We start from the raw sequence: 16,620 nt of genomic DNA on the forward strand, positions 1-16,620 counted from the left end.
GCTCTATGACGGCAACCTTTCAACCCGACGCGTTGCGCGCCAGCCTGGCCCCCCTGGTTGCGCGACAGCCGTTGTCGTCCCAGGCGCAGGCCTATCAGCGTTACTACGGGCTCGACCTGCCTGCGCGCAAGGTCGAGCCACAGCGCTGGCTAGGGCGTTTCGACGTGGCCGGGTACGAGGTGGTCGGGCAGGTCTGGTTGCCACCGGCGCCGGTCGCAACCCTGGTGCTGTTACATGGCTTCTATGATCACATGGGGCTGTACCGACATGTGATCGACTGGGCGCTGGATCAGCAGTACGCAGTGATTGCCTGCGACTTGCCGGGCCACGGGCTGTCCAGTGGCGAGCGGGCCAGCATTGATGATTTCGCCACCTACCAACAGGTACTTCAGGCGCTGTTTGAACAGGGCCAGGCCCTTGGGCTGCCGCAGCCGTGGCATTTGTTCGGACAAAGCACGGGCGGGGCGATTGTCATCGATCACCTGTTGCACAGCGGCGCACAAAGCCCGGCTCAGGGCCAGGTGATCCTGCTGGCGCCGTTGGTGCGGCCGCGTTCATGGCGGTGGTCGAAACTCAGTTACTGCCTGCTGCGCCCCTTCGTCAAAGGCATAGAGCGGCGATTCAGCGAGAACACCAACGACCCGACGTTCCTGCCGTTTTTGCAGGCTGACCCGTTGCAGCCCAGGCAGTTACCCACCGCCTGGGTGGGCGCCTTGGTGGCGTGGGTCAAACGCATCGAGGCGGCGCCGGCCAGCGCTCGCCAACCACTGATCGTTCAGGGTGAGTCAGACATGACGGTCGACTGGCCGCACAATCTCAAGGTGTTGCAGGAGAAATTCGCGGCCCCGGAGATCCTGCTGATTCCCGAGGCGCGTCACCATCTGGCCAATGAGCTGCCGACGATCCGTCAGCGTTATTTCGCCTTTATCGACCAGCGTCTGGGCTGATTATTTCAGGTCCGAGGTGTTCTGACCGACGGCGAGGCCGGCGCGCACGGCGGCCAGGGCAGCCTTGTAGTAAGTCTGGCCCTCGGCGGACTCGGCAAAGGTCGCGAACTCTTCCAGCTCGGCATCCGACAGGTCGCGGTACACATAGAGCAGGGTGTTGTTCAGTTCGCTGCCGATCTGCTCCATCAGGCGCTGGCGCTGACCATCCAGCAGGCTCTGCGCCTGACCGCCACCGAGCAGGCCCGGGATCATCTGGCTGAGGCTGTCGGCGGCCACGCCGGCAATCGCCAGGCTGACCTCGGCACCGGCTTCGCGGGCTGGCAGTGACTGCGCCAGGTGGCCGATGATCAGCAGGCGGTCATCGCTGGCCTGGACCTTGGGCAGGCCTTTGGCGTTCTTGGCCAGTTGGTCGCGACGGGTGGCGAGCAGTTCGGCGGCGACGATCTTGCGACCCAGCGGCGACTGGAAGAACGCCAATGCGGGCGCGGGATTGTTCAGGTTGGCGCGCAGCTGTGCCTGGGCACGCTTATCCACAGCCTGGGCCTGGAAACGCTGGTTGCTGTTGTTGACCAGAGCTTGATAAACAGCGGGCGGCAGACTGTTGCGATAGCGCTGCTGGGCGGCATCGAGGGCATCGGTAAAGTGAGCGCGCTGCTCGGGCCAGCCGGCGACCTTGTAAAGTTGGTCGAGGCTGTCTGCCCAGACAGGCGTGGTGCAGATCATCATCAGCAAAAAAAACAAACGGCGCATTCAGGACTCCTGTCGGCAGGGCGCTATTGTCTTGGCCTTGCCGGGCTTTGTCGAGAAGCCATTGCATACTCTCGGCCAAGTGGCGCTGTCGGATTTCGCAGCAGATCGATACTATGCGCGACATGCACATATCCCCTGATGACCCCCAGCTGTCGCGCATCGTCGACGACCTGGCCACCCGTGGCTGGTCGCAGCAAGATACCTTTCTTCCAGAGCCTTTGACCCTGGCGCTGGCGGCCGAGTGCCGCAAACGCGCCGCCGAAGGTGAACTGGAGCCGGCAGGCGTGGGGCGGGGCGTCGCCCAGGAGGTCCGCGAGGGCATTCGTGGCGACCGTATCCAGTGGCTGGAGTCCGGCCAGGCCGAGGCTTGCGATCACTACCTGGCGTTGATGGACAGCCTGCGCCTGGCGCTTAATCGCGGCTTGTTCCTTGGCCTTGAGGACTTCGAGTGCCACTTCGCCCTGTATCCGCCGGGTGCCTTCTATCGTAAGCACGTCGACCGCTTTCGTGATGACGACCGGCGCATGGTTTCGGCGGTTATCTACCTCAACGAGGGGTGGCAGGCCGAACACGGCGGCCAGTTGCGCATGACCCTCAAGGGCGATGTCGAGCATGACGTGCAACCGATCGGCGGCTGCCTGGTGGTGTTTCTTTCCGGTGACGTCCCCCATGAGGTATTGCCAGCCCAGCGCGATCGCCTGTCACTCACCGGCTGGTTCCGGCGTCGTGGCAACGAGCCGTTCTGAGATGCACAAGGTGCTGGTCAGTGCCTGCCTGCTCGGTCAGCCGGTGCGCTATGACGGTCGCGCCAGTGGTTACCCGGACTTGCTCCAGCAGTGGCAGACCGAGGGGCGGACCGTGCCGTTGTGCCCTGAAGTGGCGGGTGGTTTGCCAACCCCGCGGCCGCCGGCGGAAATCCCGGGCGGGCAGGGCGCAGCGGTGCTCGAGGGTGAGGTGCAGGTACTGACCGTCACGGGCGAGGATGTCAGTGCGCAGTTTATTGCCGGTGCGCAGTTGGCACTGGAGCTGGTGCGGCGCCATGGCATCCGGATTGCGGTACTCAAGTCGGGAAGCCCGTCGTGCGGCAACCGGCTTGTGTATGACGGCACCTTCAGTGGTACGAAGGTCGGCGGTGAGGGCGTGACGGCAGCGTTGTTGCGCCGCGAAGGGGTGCAGGTCTTCAGTGAGCTGGAGCTTGAAGCGGCGGAGCTGGCTTTAAAGCAGCTCTGATTCGAAGGCCGTGTGGGAACTGGTGACAGTCTGCGATGGGCTGCAAAGCAGCCCCAGCAACGCAATCACTTCTTCGGCGGCTCGCTCGCATCCATCCCGAACCATTTTTGCGACAGGGTTTCGAGCCGGCCATCAGCCTTGATGCGCTGCAGCGCTTTGTCCACCGCACTGTGGAACGCCGGGTTGCCCTTCTGAAACGGAATCGCCAGGCTCAGGATCGGTCCGACGGTAGCCCCTTCTGTTACCGCTTGCTGGCTATCGCGAATGGCATATGGCACCAGCAGGCGGTCGCTGATGGCGGCATCGATCTGGTCGCTGGCCACATCCTTGATCGGCTGGGTGGCGTCTGGATAGCTGCGCAGATCTACGCCTTCGACCCCACGCGCCTGTTCGGCGAACTGGCTACCCTGAACCACCCCGAGGCTATGACCCTTGAGCGCATCGAGGTTGGTCAGCGAGCGCTTCTCTTCCTTGCGTACGATCAACTGGGCACTGGAGTAGCTGTAGGGTTCGCTGAAGTCCAGGCGTTCCTTGAGTTCGGGCGTGGCGGCTACCTGGTTCAGGGCAATGTCGTACTTGCCGCTTTCAACGCCAGGCAGCAGATCATCGCGGGTGGTGACGACGAACTCGGCGCGCACATCCAGCTCGTTGGCCAGCATTTGCCCCAGTTCGATCTCGAACCCGGTAAGGCTGTCGTTGTCCTTGAAGTTGAACGGCGGCATGTTGGCTTCGACGGCAATGCGCAGCTCACCGCGGTCGTTCATGTCGTCAATCAATTCTGCATGTGCCCATGGGCTAAGCAGGGCGGCAAGTAGTACCCCTATGGTCAAACGCATGTAAGTCCCTTGAATTCATTGGCAGTGAAAAAGATCGCCGCAGCTTTCTGATGATGCCACGGTCGAGCGCAACTTAGGACCGCCCCAATGCCTGGATGTTAGACGCAGGGAGAAATATTTTCTGTGTGAAATTTAAGATAAGTTCTGCCCCAATTGATCTATGGTTACAGACCATTGCCTTTCGTTTCACTGGCAAGGCTATTGAAAGCGACTGAAGAAAAGAACACAGGAGAAGTGAATGAACAGCCTAGTATCGCGTGCAGCCGTTGCCGGCCTGTTGATGGGGGTTTCGGTATTTGCCGCCGCCGAAGGCGTGAAGAGCCAGGAGCCGCCGAAGGACGCCAAGGTCTTCATCGTTTCCCCGGCCGACGGCGCTACGGTCGACAAGACCTTTACCGTCAAGTTCGGCATCGAGGGCATTGCGCTCAAGCCTGCGGGTGATCCAACCGAGCACTCGGGCCATCATCACCTGCTGGTGGATGTCGACCAGGAGCCGGCAGCCGATCAGGTGCTGCCGACCAGCGCGCTGCCGGAAAACAAGGCGCCATTGCCTGCCGGCCCGCAAGTACTGCACTTCGGCAAGGCGCAAACCGAAGTTGAACTGACTCTGACCCCGGGTAAGCACACCCTGCAACTGGTGCTAGGTGACAAGTTCCACGTGCCGTTCAAGCCAAGTGTTGAATCGAAGAAAATCACCGTCAACGTGCAGTAAGCGTTGCGGCATAAAAAAGGGAGGCCACATGGGCCTCCCTTTTTTGTCGCCAGAAGAACTTAGAACAGTACGCGGGAACGGATAGTGCCCTTGACCTGTTGCAGTTTTTCTTGCGCCAGATCCGAGTACTCGGCATCAACGTCGATCACCACGTAACCGACTTTCTCGTTGGTCTGCAGGAACTGACCGGAGATGTTGATTCCGTTTTCGGCGAAGACTTTGTTGATCTCGCTGAGTACGCCCGGAATGTTTTCGTGGATGTGCAGCAGGCGGTGCTTGCCCGGGTGAGCCGGCAGGGCTACTTCCGGGAAGTTGACCGACGATACGGAGGTACCGTTGTCGCTGTACTTGACCAGCTTTTCAGCCACTTCCAGACCGATGTTGGCCTGTGCTTCGGCGGTGGAACCACCGATGTGCGGGGTCAGGATCACGTTGTCCAGGCCACGCAGCGGGCTTTCGAACTGCTCGTCGTTCGAGCGTGGCTCGACCGGGAACACGTCGATGGCTGCGCCGATCAGGTGCTTGTCCTTGATCGCTGCGGCCAGGTGATCGAGCTCGACCACGGTACCGCGGGCGGCGTTGATCAGGATCGAGCCCTTTTTCATTGCACGGATTTCTTTCTCGCCGATCATCCACTGGGTGGATGGCAGCTCAGGCACGTGCAGCGAAACGATATCGGCCAGGCCCAGCAGTTCGTGCAGGCTGGTGACCTGGGTAGCGTTGCCCAGTGGCAGCTTGGTCAGCGGGTCGAAGAAGTACACCTGCATGCCCAGGCTTTCGGCCAGGACCGACAGTTGCGTTCCGATCGAACCGTAACCGACGATACCCAGCTTTTTGCCACGGATTTCGAAGGAGTTCGCCGCGCTCTTGATCCAGCCACCACGGTGGCAGGACGCGTTCTTCTCCGGGATGCCGCGCAGCAGCAGGATCGCCTCGGCCAGCACCAGCTCAGCAACGGAGCGGGTGTTGGAGTACGGTGCGTTGAACACCGCGATGCCGCGCTCGCGAGCAGCGGACAGGTCGACCTGGTTGGTACCGATGCAGAAACAGCCGACAGCTACCAGTTTCTTGGCGCAGTCGAAAACCTCTTCGGTCAGTTGAGTACGGGAGCGGATGCCGATGAAGTGGGCATCAGCGATCTTTTCCTTCAGCTCGGCGTCCGGCAGGGAGCCGGTGAGGTACTCAATGTTGCTGTACCCGGCGGCCTTGAGGACGTCCACGGCGGATTGGTGGACGCCTTCGAGAAGAAGGAACTTGATCTTGCTCTTATCGAGAGAAGTCTTGCTCATCTGCGTAAACCTGTGTCCCGGAGAAAAAATGGCAGGGAAGTGAAGCTCTCGCAGCATCGGCCTGAAGCACGATCAGCGGGGGGCGTATGCTAGCATATGCACCCCCAGATGCGCCCATCCCTGGCACGTGAAGAGTGCTCAGGGTGACTATGAATAGTTCGAGAGTTCTATTGATGACCGATTCTGCATTGCTTGATGAGCTGAAGACCCTGGTTGAGCCTGGCAAGGTACTCACCGACGCGGCTTCCCTCGAGACGTACGGCAAGGACTGGACCAAGCACTTTGCTCCAGCGCCCCTGGCGATCGTGTTTCCCAAGAGCACCGAACAGGTTCAGGCCATTGTCCGCTGGGCCAACCGGCACGCTGTGGCGCTGGTGCCTTCGGGCGGGCGTACCGGCCTGTCGGCGGCGGCTGTGGCGGCCAATGGCGAGGTGGTCGTTTCGTTCGACTACATGAACCAGATCCTGGCATTCGACGAATTCGACCGCACAGTGGTCTGCCAGCCGGGCGTGATCACCGAGCAGTTGCAGAGCTTCGCCGAAGACAAGGGCCTGTACTATCCAGTGGACTTCGCTTCTGCAGGTTCCAGCCAGATTGGCGGTAATATCGGCACCAATGCCGGCGGTATCAAGGTGATTCGCTACGGTATGACCCGTAACTGGGTTGCTGGCCTGAAGGTGGTCACCGGCGCTGGCGACCTCCTTGAGTTGAACAAAGACTTGATCAAGAACGCTACCGGTTACGACCTGCGCCAGCTGTTTATTGGTGCCGAAGGCACCCTGGGCTTTGTCGTCGAGGCCACCATGCGCCTGGATCGGGCACCGAACAACCTCACGGCGATGGTGCTGGGAACGCCGGATTTCGACTCGATCATGCCGGTATTGCACGCTTTCCGTGACAAGCTCGACCTGACTGCGTTCGAGTTTTTCTCGGACAAGGCCCTGGCCAAGATCATGGGGCGCGGCGATGTACCGGCCCCCTTTGATACCCCGTGTCCGTTCTATGCCCTGCTGGAGTTCGAAGCCAGCAACGAAGAAGTCGCCAACGATGCGCTGGCCACCTTCGAACATTGTGTGGAGCAAGGCTGGGTACTAGATGGCGTGATGAGCCAGAGCGAGCAGCAGTTGCAGAACCTTTGGAAGCTGCGCGAATACATCTCCGAAACCATCTCGCACTGGACGCCGTACAAGAACGACATTTCGGTAACTGTGTCGAAAGTGCCGGCGTTTTTGCGGGATATTGATGCGATTGTCGAAAAAAACTACCCGGACTTTGAAGTGGTCTGGTACGGCCACATCGGCGATGGCAACCTGCACCTGAACATCCTCAAACCCGATGACCTGAGCAAGGACGAGTTCTTTGCCAAGTGCGCTACGGTGAACAAATGGGTGTTCGAGATCGTTCAACGTTACAACGGCTCGATTTCTGCCGAACACGGCGTGGGCATGACCAAGCGCGATTACCTCACGTACAGCCGCTCACCCGCAGAGATTCAGTACATGAAGGCCGTAAAGGCGGTGTTCGACCCTAACGGGATTATGAACCCGGGCAAAATCTTCGCGGTCGAGTAAGTCAAAGGCATCAACGCTTTCCATAGCGCCAGGAGTCGGTAATGAGCTATCAGCACCAGTATGTAGACGGCACGCGTATTCACTTTCCGCTAGGGAAAGTGGTGTGCATCGGGCGTAATTATGCCGAGCACGCCAAGGAGCTGGATAACCCGATCCCCACCGAACCGTTGCTGTTTATCAAGCCGGGCAGCTGCGTGGTGCCGGTTGATGGTGGCTTCAAGATCCCGACCGAGCGTGGCTCGGTGCATTACGAGGCGGAAATTGCCGTATTACTGGGCAAGTCGCTGTCGCTGGCGCCTAGCGAAGAAGAAGTGCTCGACGCCATTTCCGGTTTCGCGCCGGCGCTGGACCTGACCCTGCGTGACCTGCAGGCCGAACTCAAGGCCAAGGGCCTGCCGTGGGAGCGCGCCAAGTGCTTCGATGGCGCTTGCGTGCTGGCGCCGTTCGTTGCCGGCAGCACCTTCGAAGACCTCGCCGATATCGGTATCCGCCTGACCATCAACGGCGAAGTGCGCCAGGACGGTAACAGCGCGCTGATGCTCAACCCAATCGTGCCGATGATCCAGCACATGGCGTCGCAGTTCAGCCTGCAAGCCGGCGACGTGATTCTCACCGGTACTCCGGTCGGGGTGGGTCCGCTCAACCCGGGCGATGACCTGGTGCTGGAATTGCCTGGCGTAAGCCGTTTCGAAAGCAAAGTGCTGTAACGCCTCCTGTGGCAGCCAGGCCCCCTGGCTGCCATCGCTATTGTTGAGCCCGGTGGTCGGGCTTTGCCATTTTTTTCACAAACAATCCGGATAATGTTTGCCGGCCTGGTGCTGCAAAGAGTGCTGGCGTTGTGTTATTAACTGGCAAAAAAGAGCACTCATTTCATGGCCACTCCCCTTCCTTCCCGCGGTTCCTTGTCCTCTGCGCGCAAGCGCCATCTCGCGTTGCGTTGGTCAACCTGGGTGGCTGCAGCGGCAATCATCGGTTATGGCGTGGCCATTGCCATGCATTGGGATGATCGCGGGGTGCTGTGGTTGCAGGAGCGCTTCGAAAGCCCGGCCGAACAGCAAGCCAGCATCTGGCTGCCGGACTATCAGGTTGATATCGATGCCAAGGTGTTGCCCGGCATGGAGGACGATGAAGCGTCCGACCTGACCTATAACCCGGTCAGCAAAACCCTGTTTGCGGTCATGGGCAAGAACCCCTTCCTGGTCGAACTGACCCTCGAAGGCGACGTGCTGCGCAAGATGCCGTTGGTCGGCTGGAGCAACCCTGAAGGCGTGGCGATGCTCGAAGGCGGGCGTCTGGCGATTGTCGACGAGCGTGACCATACCCTGACTGTCGTTACCCTGACGGCAGACACCCAGTCACTGAATATCGCCGACTTCACGCCTTATGACTTGGGGCCTTCGGCGAACCAGAACAAAGCCTTCGAAGGGGTTGCCTGGGACCCGCTGCAAAAACGCATCCTGCTTGGTGAAGAACGTCCGCCTGCGCTGTTCTCGTTGAGCAGTGATGGCCACAGCCCGTTGACTGGCGACAAGCAGCCACTGCTGAGCGACGAACTGGACTTGCGCAACCTGTCGGCGTTGGGTGTTGACCCGCGCACCGGCCATCTGCTGGTACTGTCTGCTGACTCCAATATGTTGCTGGAGCTGGACGAGAAGGGCGAACAGGTGAGCTTCATGACCCTGCTCGGTGGCTTCAACGGCCTGAGCAAGCGCATTCCGCGTGCCGAAGGCGTGGCCATGGATGAGCACGGTACCCTGTACATCGTCAGTGAGCCTAACCTGTTCTATCGTTTCAAGAAGCCCTGACTCAGGAGCTTTCCTACGTCGGGATTAAGTTTGGTTTCAGTTGCATGTGGTTTGATTCAGGCCGTCCCCTACCGAGTCCACCTGAATGCGCCGCTCCATCCGCCTGCCCCTGATTGTACTTGCCGTCGGCTTGCTGGCCCTGCTTCTGCTTGCAGCAGCGGGGCAGCATTACCGTTTGTTCGAGCGCGGCTGGTTCAACCTGAAAGCCTGGTGGCAGCCTACCGAGCAGGGCATTGGCCTGGACCAGTACCGTGCGGTGCTCCAGGGCATACCTGTCGAAGGTCTGGACGACGACGTTTCGGCGCTGACCTACGACCCCGACCGCAACAGCCTGTTCACCGTGACCAACCAGCGTTCCGAGCTGATCGAGCTGTCGCTGGACGGGCGCATCCTGCGGCGGGTGCCGCTCACCGGGTTTGGTGATCCGGAGGCGGTGGAGTACGTCAGCACCGGCAGCTACGTGATTACCGACGAGCGCGAGCAGCGCCTGATTCGCGTGCGCTTGAACGACAGTACGCGATTCCTGGATGCCAAGGATGCCGAGCAGCTTACCCTCGGTATTGGCCTGAACGGCAACAAGGGCTTTGAGGGGCTGGCCTACGATGCTGTGGGCAAGCGCCTGTTTGTCGCCAAGGAACGTGACCCGATGCTGATCTACGAGGTGCATGGTTTTCCCCATGACAACCCGGAGCAGCCCTTTGCGGTGCATGTCGTGCAGGATCAGAAGCGAGATTCACGGCTGTTCGTGCGTGACTTGTCGAGCTTGCAGTTTGATGAGCGTAGCGGGCACTTGCTGGCCCTGTCGGATGAGTCGAAGCTGGTGGTCGAGCTCGATACCAAAGGTAAACCCTTGAGCACGATGTCGCTGCGCAAGGGCTTCCAGGGCCTGGAGCAGAGCGTGCCCCAGGCCGAAGGCATCGCCATGGACGATGCCGGGACCATTTACCTGGTCAGCGAGCCGAACCTGTTCTACGTGTTCAAGAAACCGACCGAGCAGTAAATGTGGGGGCGGCGGGAACGCCCCAACCCTCAGGCCTTGAGGGTCTTGACCCCTTCAGGGGTGCCCAGCAACAGCAGGTCCGCTGGGCGCGCGGCGAACAGACCGTTGGTCACTACGCCGACAATCGCGTTGATCTGGCTTTCCAGTTCCACTGGGTTGGTAATCTGCATATTGAACACATCGAGGATGATGTTGCCGTTGTCGGTGATCACCCCTTCACGATAGACCGGGTCGCCGCCCAGCTTGACCAGCTGGCGCGCCACATGGCTGCGGGCCATCGGAATGACCTCGACCGGCAGCGGGAACGCGCCGAGTACCGGTACCAGCTTGCTGGCGTCGGCGATGCAGATGAAGGTCTTGGCCACGGCAGCAACGATCTTCTCGCGGGTCAGGGCTGCGCCACCGCCCTTGATCAGGTTCAGGTGCTCGTCGCTCTCGTCGGCGCCGTCGACATAGAACTCCAGGTCGCTGACGGTGTTCAGCTCGTACACCGGAATGCCATGGCCTTTCAGGCGTGCGGCGGTGGCTTCGGAGCTGGCAACTGCGCCGTCGAAGGCGGTCTTGTGCTTGGCCAGGGCGTCGATGAAGCAGTTGGCGGTCGAACCGGTGCCGACGCCGACAATGCTCTTGTCGTCGAGCTTGGGCAGAATGAAATCGACAGCGGCCTGGGCGACAGCCTGTTTGAGTTGGTCCTGGGTCATGCGGGCTCCGAAACGGGGAGGAGTATCGTGAAGGCGCGTAGTATAGCGGCTAAAACCCGGCACTTGCTGTGGTCGCCCGACAAGGCGCTGGGGTAGACTTCCAGCCCCGCCCAACCGCCCAGTGATGCTTTCCCGATGCTCGAACAGTACGTCAAGAAGATCCTCACCTCGCGCGTTTACGACGTTGCGGTCGAAACCCCGTTGCAGACCGCTGGCCAGCTGAGCAAGCGCCTGGGCAACAACATCCTTCTCAAGCGCGAAGACCTGCAGCCGGTGTTCTCCTTCAAGATCCGCGGCGCCTACAACAAGCTGGCCCAGTTGACGCCTGAAGAGCTGGCCCGTGGCGTGGTCACCGCCTCGGCCGGCAACCATGCCCAGGGTGTGGCGCTGGCGGCGCGGGAGCTGGGGATCAAGGCGACGATCGTCATGCCCAAGACCACCCCGGAAATCAAAGTTGAAGGCGTGCGCTCGCGCGGTGGCAAGGTCGTGCTGCACGGCGATTCGTTCCCGGAGGCGCTGGCTTATTCGCTGAAGCTGGTTGAGGAAAAGGGCTTCGTCTATATCCATCCCTACGATGACCCGCACACCATTGCCGGGCAGGGCACGGTGGCCATGGAAATCCTCCGTCAGCACCCGGGCCAGCTGGACGCGATCTTCGTACCGGTGGGCGGCGGCGGCCTGATCGCCGGCATCGCTGCCTACGTGAAGTACCTGCGCCCTGAGATCAAGGTCATTGGCGTTGAACCGGACGACTCAAATTGCCTGCAAGCCGCGATGGCAGCGGGTGAGCGGGTGGTATTGCCGCAGGTCGGGCTGTTTGCCGACGGCGTGGCGGTGGCACAGATCGGCCAGCACACCTTTGACATCTGCAAAGAGTATGTCGACGAAGTAGTGACCGTCAGCACCGACGAGATCTGCGCTGCAATCAAGGATATCTACGACGATACCCGCTCGATCACCGAGCCTGCCGGCGCTTTGGGTGTGGCAGGTATCAAGAAATATGTCGAGCTCAAGGGTGTCAGCGGGCAAACCCTGGTGGCCATCGACTCGGGGGCCAACGTCAATTTCGACCGCTTGCGCCATGTTGCCGAGCGCGCCGAACTGGGTGAAGGGCGTGAAGCAATCATTGCGGTGACCATTCCCGAGCAGCCAGGTAGCTTCAAGGCGTTCTGTGAAGCGATCGGCAAGCGCCAGATCACCGAGTTCAACTACCGCTATCACGCCGATGGTGAGGCGCACATTTTTGTTGGCGTACAGACTCATCCTGACACCGATCCGCGCAGTGCCCTGCTGCAAAGCCTGACCGACCAAGGCTTCCCGGTACTTGACCTGACCGACAACGAGCTGGCCAAACTGCATATCCGCCACATGGTCGGCGGGCATGCGGCGCGGGTCAGCGACGAGCTGGTACTGCGTTTCGAGTTCCCGGAGCGCCCGGGGGCGCTGTTCAACTTCCTCAACAAGCTGGGTGGGCGCTGGAACATCTCGATGTTCCACTACCGCAACCATGGCGCGGCAGATGGTCGCGTGGTCGCCGGCCTGCAAGTTCCGGATGATGAGCGCCACCTGGTACCGGCCGCGCTGGCCAAGATCGGCTACCCGTACTGGGACGAAACCGACAATCCGGCCTATCGGCTGTTTCTGGGCTGAGCGACTAAGCTCAGGGCAGTCCACAAGGAAGCAATGACATGGAACACCTGACTACCCTCAAGGCGCTGCATATTTCGGCAACCGTGTTGTTGCTGGGCAGCGCCCTTGGCCTGGCGATCTGGACCTGGCTGGCGCGTCGCAAGGGCGATGCCACGGCGCACACCCGCTTGCTGCAGCGGCCGCTGGTGTTCGTCTGGTTGTTGATGGGCATTTGCCTGGTGAGCATGCCGTTCACCGGCTGGTGGCTGGTGCACCTGATCGGCTGGCCGCTGGGCCAGACCTGGCTGCTGGCCTCCAGCGTGATCTACACATTCGGGGCGTTCAGTTGGTTCTGGCTGTTGGCGCGGGTGAATCGCTGGCGTTCGGCGCCGACGGTTGGCGGCGCGACGTTTACCCTGGTGCTGGCGGTGTTCAGTGGCGTGTGCTTTATCGCCATCGCCGGCCTGATGGGGGCCAAGCCAATCTGACGGCGGCGCGCCTTATCGCCGGCAAAGCCGGCGATGGGCTGCACAGCAGTCCTGATCAGTCGCGCAAACTGATCACCGGCCAGCCACGCTGCTCGGCCTCGGCCCGCAGGTTCGGGTCCGGGTCCACAGCCACCGGGTTGGCCACCTGCTTGAGCAACGGCAAATCATTCATCGAGTCGCTATAGAAGTAGCTGCCTTCGAGGTTAAAGCCGTTTTCTTCCAGCCAGCGGTTCAGGCGCGTCACCTTGCCTTCACGGAAGCACGGTATATCGGTACTGCGTCCGGTGTAGCGGTCATCAACCCTTTCGCACTCGGTGGCCAGCAGAGTCTCTACGTCCAGACGTTTGGCAATCGGGCCGGTGATGAAACGGTTGGTGGCGGTGATGATGACCAGCTTGTCACCCGCTTCGCGGTGCTTTTTCAGCAGGGCCAGGGCCTTGGGCAGGATGATCGGTTCGATGCAGTCGCGCATGAAGTCCGCATGCCATTCGTCGAGCTGGGCCATGTCGGTGGCAGCCAGGATTTCCAGGGTAAATTCCAGGTAGGCATTCAGATCCAGCGTGCCGGCCTGGTAGTCCTGATAGAAGGCGTCGTTACGATTCTTGTACGCTACCGGGTCGAGAATACCGCGTTCACACAGGTAGTCGCCCCACGCGTGATCGCTGTCGCCACCCAGGAGCGTATTGTCGAGATCGAATAAAGCCAGGCGCATCGCAGTCACTCGCATAACTTCTGAAAAGTCCCACAGAATACGGACTTTTCACATCGGTGCACATAAGGTAAACAGGCGCGTTGCTGGCCTTGTGGGCTTTGTGGAACAATGCCGTGACATGCGTTTGCGAGGTTGCTGCCGTGATCGACCCCGATGGTTTTCGCCCCAATGTTGGGATCATTCTTACGAATGATCTCGGGCAGGTGCTATGGGCTCGGCGGATCAACCAGGATGCCTGGCAGTTTCCCCAGGGTGGTATCAACCCTGAAGAAACGCCAGAAGATGCCCTGTACCGCGAGCTGAACGAAGAAGTGGGGCTGGAACGCGATGATGTTGAAATTCTTGCCTGCACCCGCGGCTGGTTGCGTTATCGTTTACCCCAACGTCTGGTCCGTACTCACAGCCAACCGCTGTGCATCGGCCAGAAGCAGAAATGGTTTCTCCTGCGCCTGGTCTCGAACGAGCAGCGGGTGCGGATGGATTTGACCGGTAAGCCGGAGTTCGATGGCTGGCGCTGGGTCAGTTATTGGTACCCGCTGGGCCAGGTGGTGACATTCAAGCGCGAGGTTTACCGCCGCGCTCTCAAAGAGCTTGCCCCGCGCCTGCTGGCGCGCGACTGACGACGGAGTTCGACCCCGAGCCATGCTCAATACGCTGCGCAAGATCGTCCAGGAAGTTAACTCCGCCAAGGATCTCAAGACGGCGTTGGGGATCATTGTGTTGCGCGTTAAAGAGGCCATGGGCAGTCAGGTCTGTTCGGTCTACCTGCTTGACCCCGAGACCAACCGCTTCGTGCTGATGGCTACCGAGGGTCTGAACAAGCGCTCGATCGGCAAGGTCAGCATGGCGCCCAACGAAGGTCTGGTCGGCCTGGTCGGTACGCGGGAAGAGCCGCTCAACCTGGAAAATGCCGCCGATCACCCGCGCTATCGCTACTTCGCAGAAACCGGTGAAGAGCGTTTTGCTTCGTTTCTCGGTGCACCGATCATCCACCACCGGCGTGTGGTCGGGGTTCTGGTTATCCAGCAAAAGGAGCGGCGCCAGTTCGACGAGGGTGAAGAAGCCTTCCTGGTGACCATGAGCGCCCAGCTCGCCGGCGTTATTGCCCATGCAGAAGCCACCGGCTCGATTCGTGGCCTGGGCCGCCAGGGCAAGGGTATCCAGGAGGCCAAGTTCGTCGGTGTGCCCGGTTCTCCCGGTGCTGCGGTGGGTAAAGCGGTGGTCATGCTGCCACCGGCCGACCTCGATGTGGTGCCGGACAAGAGCGTCGATGACATCAACGCTGAGTTGACCCTGTTCAACAACGCCCTGGAAGGTGTGCGCGAAGACATGCGCAACCTCTCCGCCAAACTTGCCACGCAGTTGCGCCCGGAAGAGCGCGCCTTGTTCGACGTCTACCTGATGATGCTCGACGATGCGGCCCTGGGCGGCGAAGTGGTGCAGGTGATCAAGACCGGGCAGTGGGCCCAGGGTGCCTTGCGCCAGGTGGTGGGCGAGCACGTCAACCGCTTCGAGTTGATGGACGACGCCTACCTGCGGGAGAGGGCTTCCGATGTGAAGGATCTGGGCCGGCGTCTGCTGGCCTACCTGCAGGAAGCACGGCAGCAGACGCTGGTCTATCCCGATAACACCATTCTGATCAGTGAAGAACTGACCCCGGCAATGCTCGGCGAAGTGCCGGAAGGCAAGCTGGTGGGCCTGGTGTCGGTGTTGGGCTCGGGCAACTCCCACGTGGCGATTCTGGCCCGGGCCATGGGTATCCCCACGGTAATGGGCCTGGTCGACCTGCCGTATTCGAAGGTCGACGGCATCGACATGATCGTCGATGGCTACAAGGGCGATGTCTACACCAACCCCAGCGATGTGCTGCGCAAGCAGTACGCCGAGGTGGTCGAGGAAGAACGCCAGCTGGCCCAGGGCCTGGATGCCTTGCGTGAGTTGCCGTGCATTACCCTCGATGGTCACCGCATGCCGCTATGGGTCAACACCGGCCTGCTTGCCGATGTCGCACGTGCCCAGCAGCGTGGCGCCGAAGGCGTCGGGCTGTACCGCACCGAAGTGCCCTTCATGATCAACCAGCGCTTCCCCAGCGAAAAAGAGCAGCTGGCGATTTACCGCGAGCAACTGGCAGCCTTCCACCCGTTGCCGGTCACCATGCGTAGCCTGGACATCGGTGGTGACAAGGCACTGTCCTATTTCCCGATCAAGGAAGACAACCCCTTCCTTGGCTGGCGCGGTATCCGCGTGACCCTCGACCACCCGGAAATCTTCCTGGTGCAGACCCGTGCCATGCTCAAGGCCAGTGAAGGCCTGAACAACCTGCGCATCCTGCTGCCAATGATTTCCGGTATTCACGAACTGGAAGAAGCCCTGCACCTGATCCACCGTGCCTGGGGTGAAGTGCGCGACGAAGGCACTGACGTGCCGATGCCACCGGTGGGGGTAATGATCGAAATCCCGGCGGCGGTATACCAGACCCGCGAGTTGGCGCGTCAGGTGGACTTCCTCTCGGTCGGCTCCAACGACCTGACCCAGTACCTGCTGGCGGTAGACCGCAACAACCCGCGTGTTGCCGACCTCTACGATTACCTGCACCCTGCGGTGCTGCAAGCGCTGCAGAACGTGGTGCGCGATGCCCATGCCGAAGGCAAGCCGGTGAGCATCTGTGGCGAGATGGCCGGTGATCCGGCTGCGGCGGTTTTGTTGATGGCCATGGGCTTTGACAGCCTGTCGATGAACGCCACCAACTTGCCGAAGGTCAAGTGGATGCTGCGCCAGGTAAGCCTGAGCAAGTCCAAGGAGCTTCTGGCCCAGGCCATGGGCATCGACAACCCGCAAGTTATCCACAGCTCGCTGCAGCTGGCCCTGAAAAACCTGGGCCTGTCGCGGATGATCAACCCCGGTTCAGCGAAAAGCCTCTGACACCTACGGCCTTCGCGGGTAAACCCGC

At 60.8% G+C, this 16,620-nt stretch carries 17 protein-coding genes; 12 read left to right on the forward strand and 5 right to left on the reverse strand.

Annotated features, from left to right (window positions below):
- Window positions 1-5: 5 nt before the first annotated feature.
- Window positions 6-947: an alpha/beta hydrolase gene (locus DM813_RS09825; protein ID WP_128323206.1), complete on the forward strand. Its 942-nt coding sequence runs from the start codon at window positions 6-8 to the stop codon at window positions 945-947.
- Here the strand turns inward: DM813_RS09825 and DM813_RS09830 are convergent, their stop codons facing one another.
- A complete protein-coding gene (locus DM813_RS09830; RefSeq protein WP_128323207.1) occupies window positions 948-1,697 on the reverse strand; it encodes a DUF2059 domain-containing protein in 750 nt (249 codons plus the stop codon).
- A 113-nt stretch (window positions 1,698-1,810) separates the two neighbouring features.
- Here DM813_RS09830 and DM813_RS09835 point away from each other — a divergent pair, with 113 nt between their 5' ends.
- Window positions 1,811-2,443, forward strand: coding sequence for a 2OG-Fe(II) oxygenase (locus DM813_RS09835; protein WP_164897228.1), 633 nt, complete (start codon window positions 1,811-1,813; stop codon window positions 2,441-2,443).
- Between the two features lies 1 nt (window position 2,444).
- Complete coding sequence (locus DM813_RS09840; protein WP_128323208.1) at window positions 2,445-2,927, forward strand: DUF523 domain-containing protein; 483 nt, start codon at window positions 2,445-2,447, stop codon at window positions 2,925-2,927.
- A 65-nt stretch (window positions 2,928-2,992) separates the two neighbouring features.
- On the opposite strand, the gene DM813_RS09845 is transcribed toward DM813_RS09840, so the two are convergent.
- Complete coding sequence (locus DM813_RS09845; RefSeq protein WP_128323209.1) at window positions 2,993-3,763, reverse strand: transporter substrate-binding domain-containing protein; 771 nt, start codon at window positions 3,761-3,763, stop codon at window positions 2,993-2,995.
- A 238-nt stretch (window positions 3,764-4,001) separates the two neighbouring features.
- Between DM813_RS09845 and DM813_RS09850 the strand changes: the two genes are divergently transcribed.
- The gene (locus DM813_RS09850; protein ID WP_128323210.1) at window positions 4,002-4,475 is read left to right on the forward strand and encodes a DUF4399 domain-containing protein; all 474 of its coding nucleotides are present in this window, start codon (window positions 4,002-4,004) and stop codon (window positions 4,473-4,475) included.
- A 59-nt stretch (window positions 4,476-4,534) separates the two neighbouring features.
- On the opposite strand, the gene serA is transcribed toward DM813_RS09850, so the two are convergent.
- Complete coding sequence (serA, locus tag DM813_RS09855) at window positions 4,535-5,764, reverse strand: phosphoglycerate dehydrogenase (RefSeq protein WP_128323211.1); 1,230 nt, start codon at window positions 5,762-5,764, stop codon at window positions 4,535-4,537.
- 173 nt (window positions 5,765-5,937) lie between these two features.
- On the opposite strand from serA, the gene DM813_RS09860 reads away from it, so the two are divergent.
- The 4 genes from DM813_RS09860 (at window position 5,938) to DM813_RS09875 (ending at window position 10,140) form a co-directional block, all read left to right on the forward strand.
- Window positions 5,938-7,335, forward strand: coding sequence for an FAD-binding oxidoreductase (locus DM813_RS09860; protein ID WP_164897229.1), 1,398 nt, complete (start codon window positions 5,938-5,940; stop codon window positions 7,333-7,335).
- 41 nt (window positions 7,336-7,376) lie between these two features.
- Window positions 7,377-8,042, forward strand: coding sequence for a fumarylacetoacetate hydrolase family protein (locus DM813_RS09865; RefSeq protein ID WP_128323213.1), 666 nt, complete (start codon window positions 7,377-7,379; stop codon window positions 8,040-8,042).
- Between the two features lie 165 nt (window positions 8,043-8,207).
- A complete protein-coding gene (locus DM813_RS09870; RefSeq protein ID WP_128323214.1) occupies window positions 8,208-9,140 on the forward strand; it encodes an SdiA-regulated domain-containing protein in 933 nt (310 codons plus the stop codon).
- 85 nt (window positions 9,141-9,225) lie between these two features.
- Window positions 9,226-10,140: an SdiA-regulated domain-containing protein gene (locus DM813_RS09875; protein WP_128323215.1), complete on the forward strand. Its 915-nt coding sequence runs from the start codon at window positions 9,226-9,228 to the stop codon at window positions 10,138-10,140.
- A 29-nt stretch (window positions 10,141-10,169) separates the two neighbouring features.
- On the opposite strand, the gene rpiA is transcribed toward DM813_RS09875, so the two are convergent.
- On the reverse strand, window positions 10,170-10,841 hold the full coding sequence (gene rpiA / locus DM813_RS09880; RefSeq protein ID WP_128323216.1) for a ribose-5-phosphate isomerase RpiA: 672 nt from the start codon (window positions 10,839-10,841) through the stop codon (window positions 10,170-10,172).
- A 135-nt stretch (window positions 10,842-10,976) separates the two neighbouring features.
- On the opposite strand from rpiA, the gene ilvA reads away from it, so the two are divergent.
- Together ilvA and DM813_RS09890 are read left to right on the forward strand one after the other, a co-directional pair.
- Window positions 10,977-12,491, forward strand: a complete 1,515-nt coding sequence (gene ilvA, locus DM813_RS09885) for a threonine ammonia-lyase, biosynthetic (RefSeq protein ID WP_128323217.1) — start codon at window positions 10,977-10,979, stop codon at window positions 12,489-12,491.
- Between the two features lie 38 nt (window positions 12,492-12,529).
- Window positions 12,530-12,958: a DUF2269 family protein gene (locus DM813_RS09890; RefSeq protein WP_128323218.1), complete on the forward strand. Its 429-nt coding sequence runs from the start codon at window positions 12,530-12,532 to the stop codon at window positions 12,956-12,958.
- Between the two features lie 55 nt (window positions 12,959-13,013).
- Here DM813_RS09890 and DM813_RS09895 read toward each other — a convergent pair whose 3' ends face one another.
- The gene (locus DM813_RS09895) at window positions 13,014-13,670 is read right to left on the reverse strand and encodes an HAD family hydrolase (protein WP_128323219.1); all 657 of its coding nucleotides are present in this window, start codon (window positions 13,668-13,670) and stop codon (window positions 13,014-13,016) included.
- A gap of 140 nt (window positions 13,671-13,810) precedes the next feature.
- Here DM813_RS09895 and DM813_RS09900 point away from each other — a divergent pair, with 140 nt between their 5' ends.
- Window positions 13,811-14,290, forward strand: a complete 480-nt coding sequence (locus DM813_RS09900) for an RNA pyrophosphohydrolase (RefSeq protein WP_010222140.1) — start codon at window positions 13,811-13,813, stop codon at window positions 14,288-14,290.
- Window positions 14,291-14,312: 22 nt separating this feature from the next.
- Window positions 14,313-16,592, forward strand: coding sequence for a phosphoenolpyruvate--protein phosphotransferase (ptsP, locus tag DM813_RS09905; RefSeq protein WP_128323220.1), 2,280 nt, complete (start codon window positions 14,313-14,315; stop codon window positions 16,590-16,592).
- The last annotated feature ends 28 nt before the right edge of the window (window positions 16,593-16,620 follow it).

The sequence above is a fragment of the Pseudomonas alkylphenolica genome (assembly GCF_004025535.1).
Taxonomy (GTDB): domain Bacteria; phylum Pseudomonadota; class Gammaproteobacteria; order Pseudomonadales; family Pseudomonadaceae; genus Aquipseudomonas; species Aquipseudomonas alkylphenolica_A.

Excerpts from the sequence above, each read along its gene's own strand:
- DM813_RS09870 (WP_128323214.1), top strand. The coding sequence starts at position 8,208 with ATGGCCACTCCCCTTCCTTCCCGCGGTTCCTTGTCCTCTGCGCGCAAG.
- DM813_RS09860 (WP_164897229.1), top strand. The coding sequence starts at position 5,938 with ATGACCGATTCTGCATTGCTTGATGAGCTGAAGACCCTGGTTGAGCCT.
- DM813_RS09830 (WP_128323207.1), bottom strand. The coding sequence starts at position 1,697 with ATGCGCCGTTTGTTTTTTTTGCTGATGATGATCTGCACCACGCCTGTC.
- DM813_RS09875 (WP_128323215.1), top strand. The coding sequence starts at position 9,226 with ATGCGCCGCTCCATCCGCCTGCCCCTGATTGTACTTGCCGTCGGCTTG.
- DM813_RS09865 (WP_128323213.1), top strand. The coding sequence starts at position 7,377 with ATGAGCTATCAGCACCAGTATGTAGACGGCACGCGTATTCACTTTCCG.
- DM813_RS09850 (WP_128323210.1), top strand. The coding sequence starts at position 4,002 with ATGAACAGCCTAGTATCGCGTGCAGCCGTTGCCGGCCTGTTGATGGGG.
- DM813_RS09840 (WP_128323208.1), top strand. The coding sequence starts at position 2,445 with ATGCACAAGGTGCTGGTCAGTGCCTGCCTGCTCGGTCAGCCGGTGCGC.
- DM813_RS09825 (WP_128323206.1), top strand. The coding sequence starts at position 6 with ATGACGGCAACCTTTCAACCCGACGCGTTGCGCGCCAGCCTGGCCCCC.
- DM813_RS09835 (WP_164897228.1), top strand. The coding sequence starts at position 1,811 with ATGCGCGACATGCACATATCCCCTGATGACCCCCAGCTGTCGCGCATC.
- ptsP (WP_128323220.1), top strand. The coding sequence starts at position 14,313 with ATGCTCAATACGCTGCGCAAGATCGTCCAGGAAGTTAACTCCGCCAAG.
- rpiA (WP_128323216.1), bottom strand. The coding sequence starts at position 10,841 with ATGACCCAGGACCAACTCAAACAGGCTGTCGCCCAGGCCGCTGTCGAT.
- DM813_RS09895 (WP_128323219.1), bottom strand. The coding sequence starts at position 13,670 with ATGCGCCTGGCTTTATTCGATCTCGACAATACGCTCCTGGGTGGCGAC.
- DM813_RS09890 (WP_128323218.1), top strand. The coding sequence starts at position 12,530 with ATGGAACACCTGACTACCCTCAAGGCGCTGCATATTTCGGCAACCGTG.
- ilvA (WP_128323217.1), top strand. The coding sequence starts at position 10,977 with ATGCTCGAACAGTACGTCAAGAAGATCCTCACCTCGCGCGTTTACGAC.
- serA (WP_128323211.1), bottom strand. The coding sequence starts at position 5,764 with ATGAGCAAGACTTCTCTCGATAAGAGCAAGATCAAGTTCCTTCTTCTC.
- DM813_RS09845 (WP_128323209.1), bottom strand. The coding sequence starts at position 3,763 with ATGCGTTTGACCATAGGGGTACTACTTGCCGCCCTGCTTAGCCCATGG.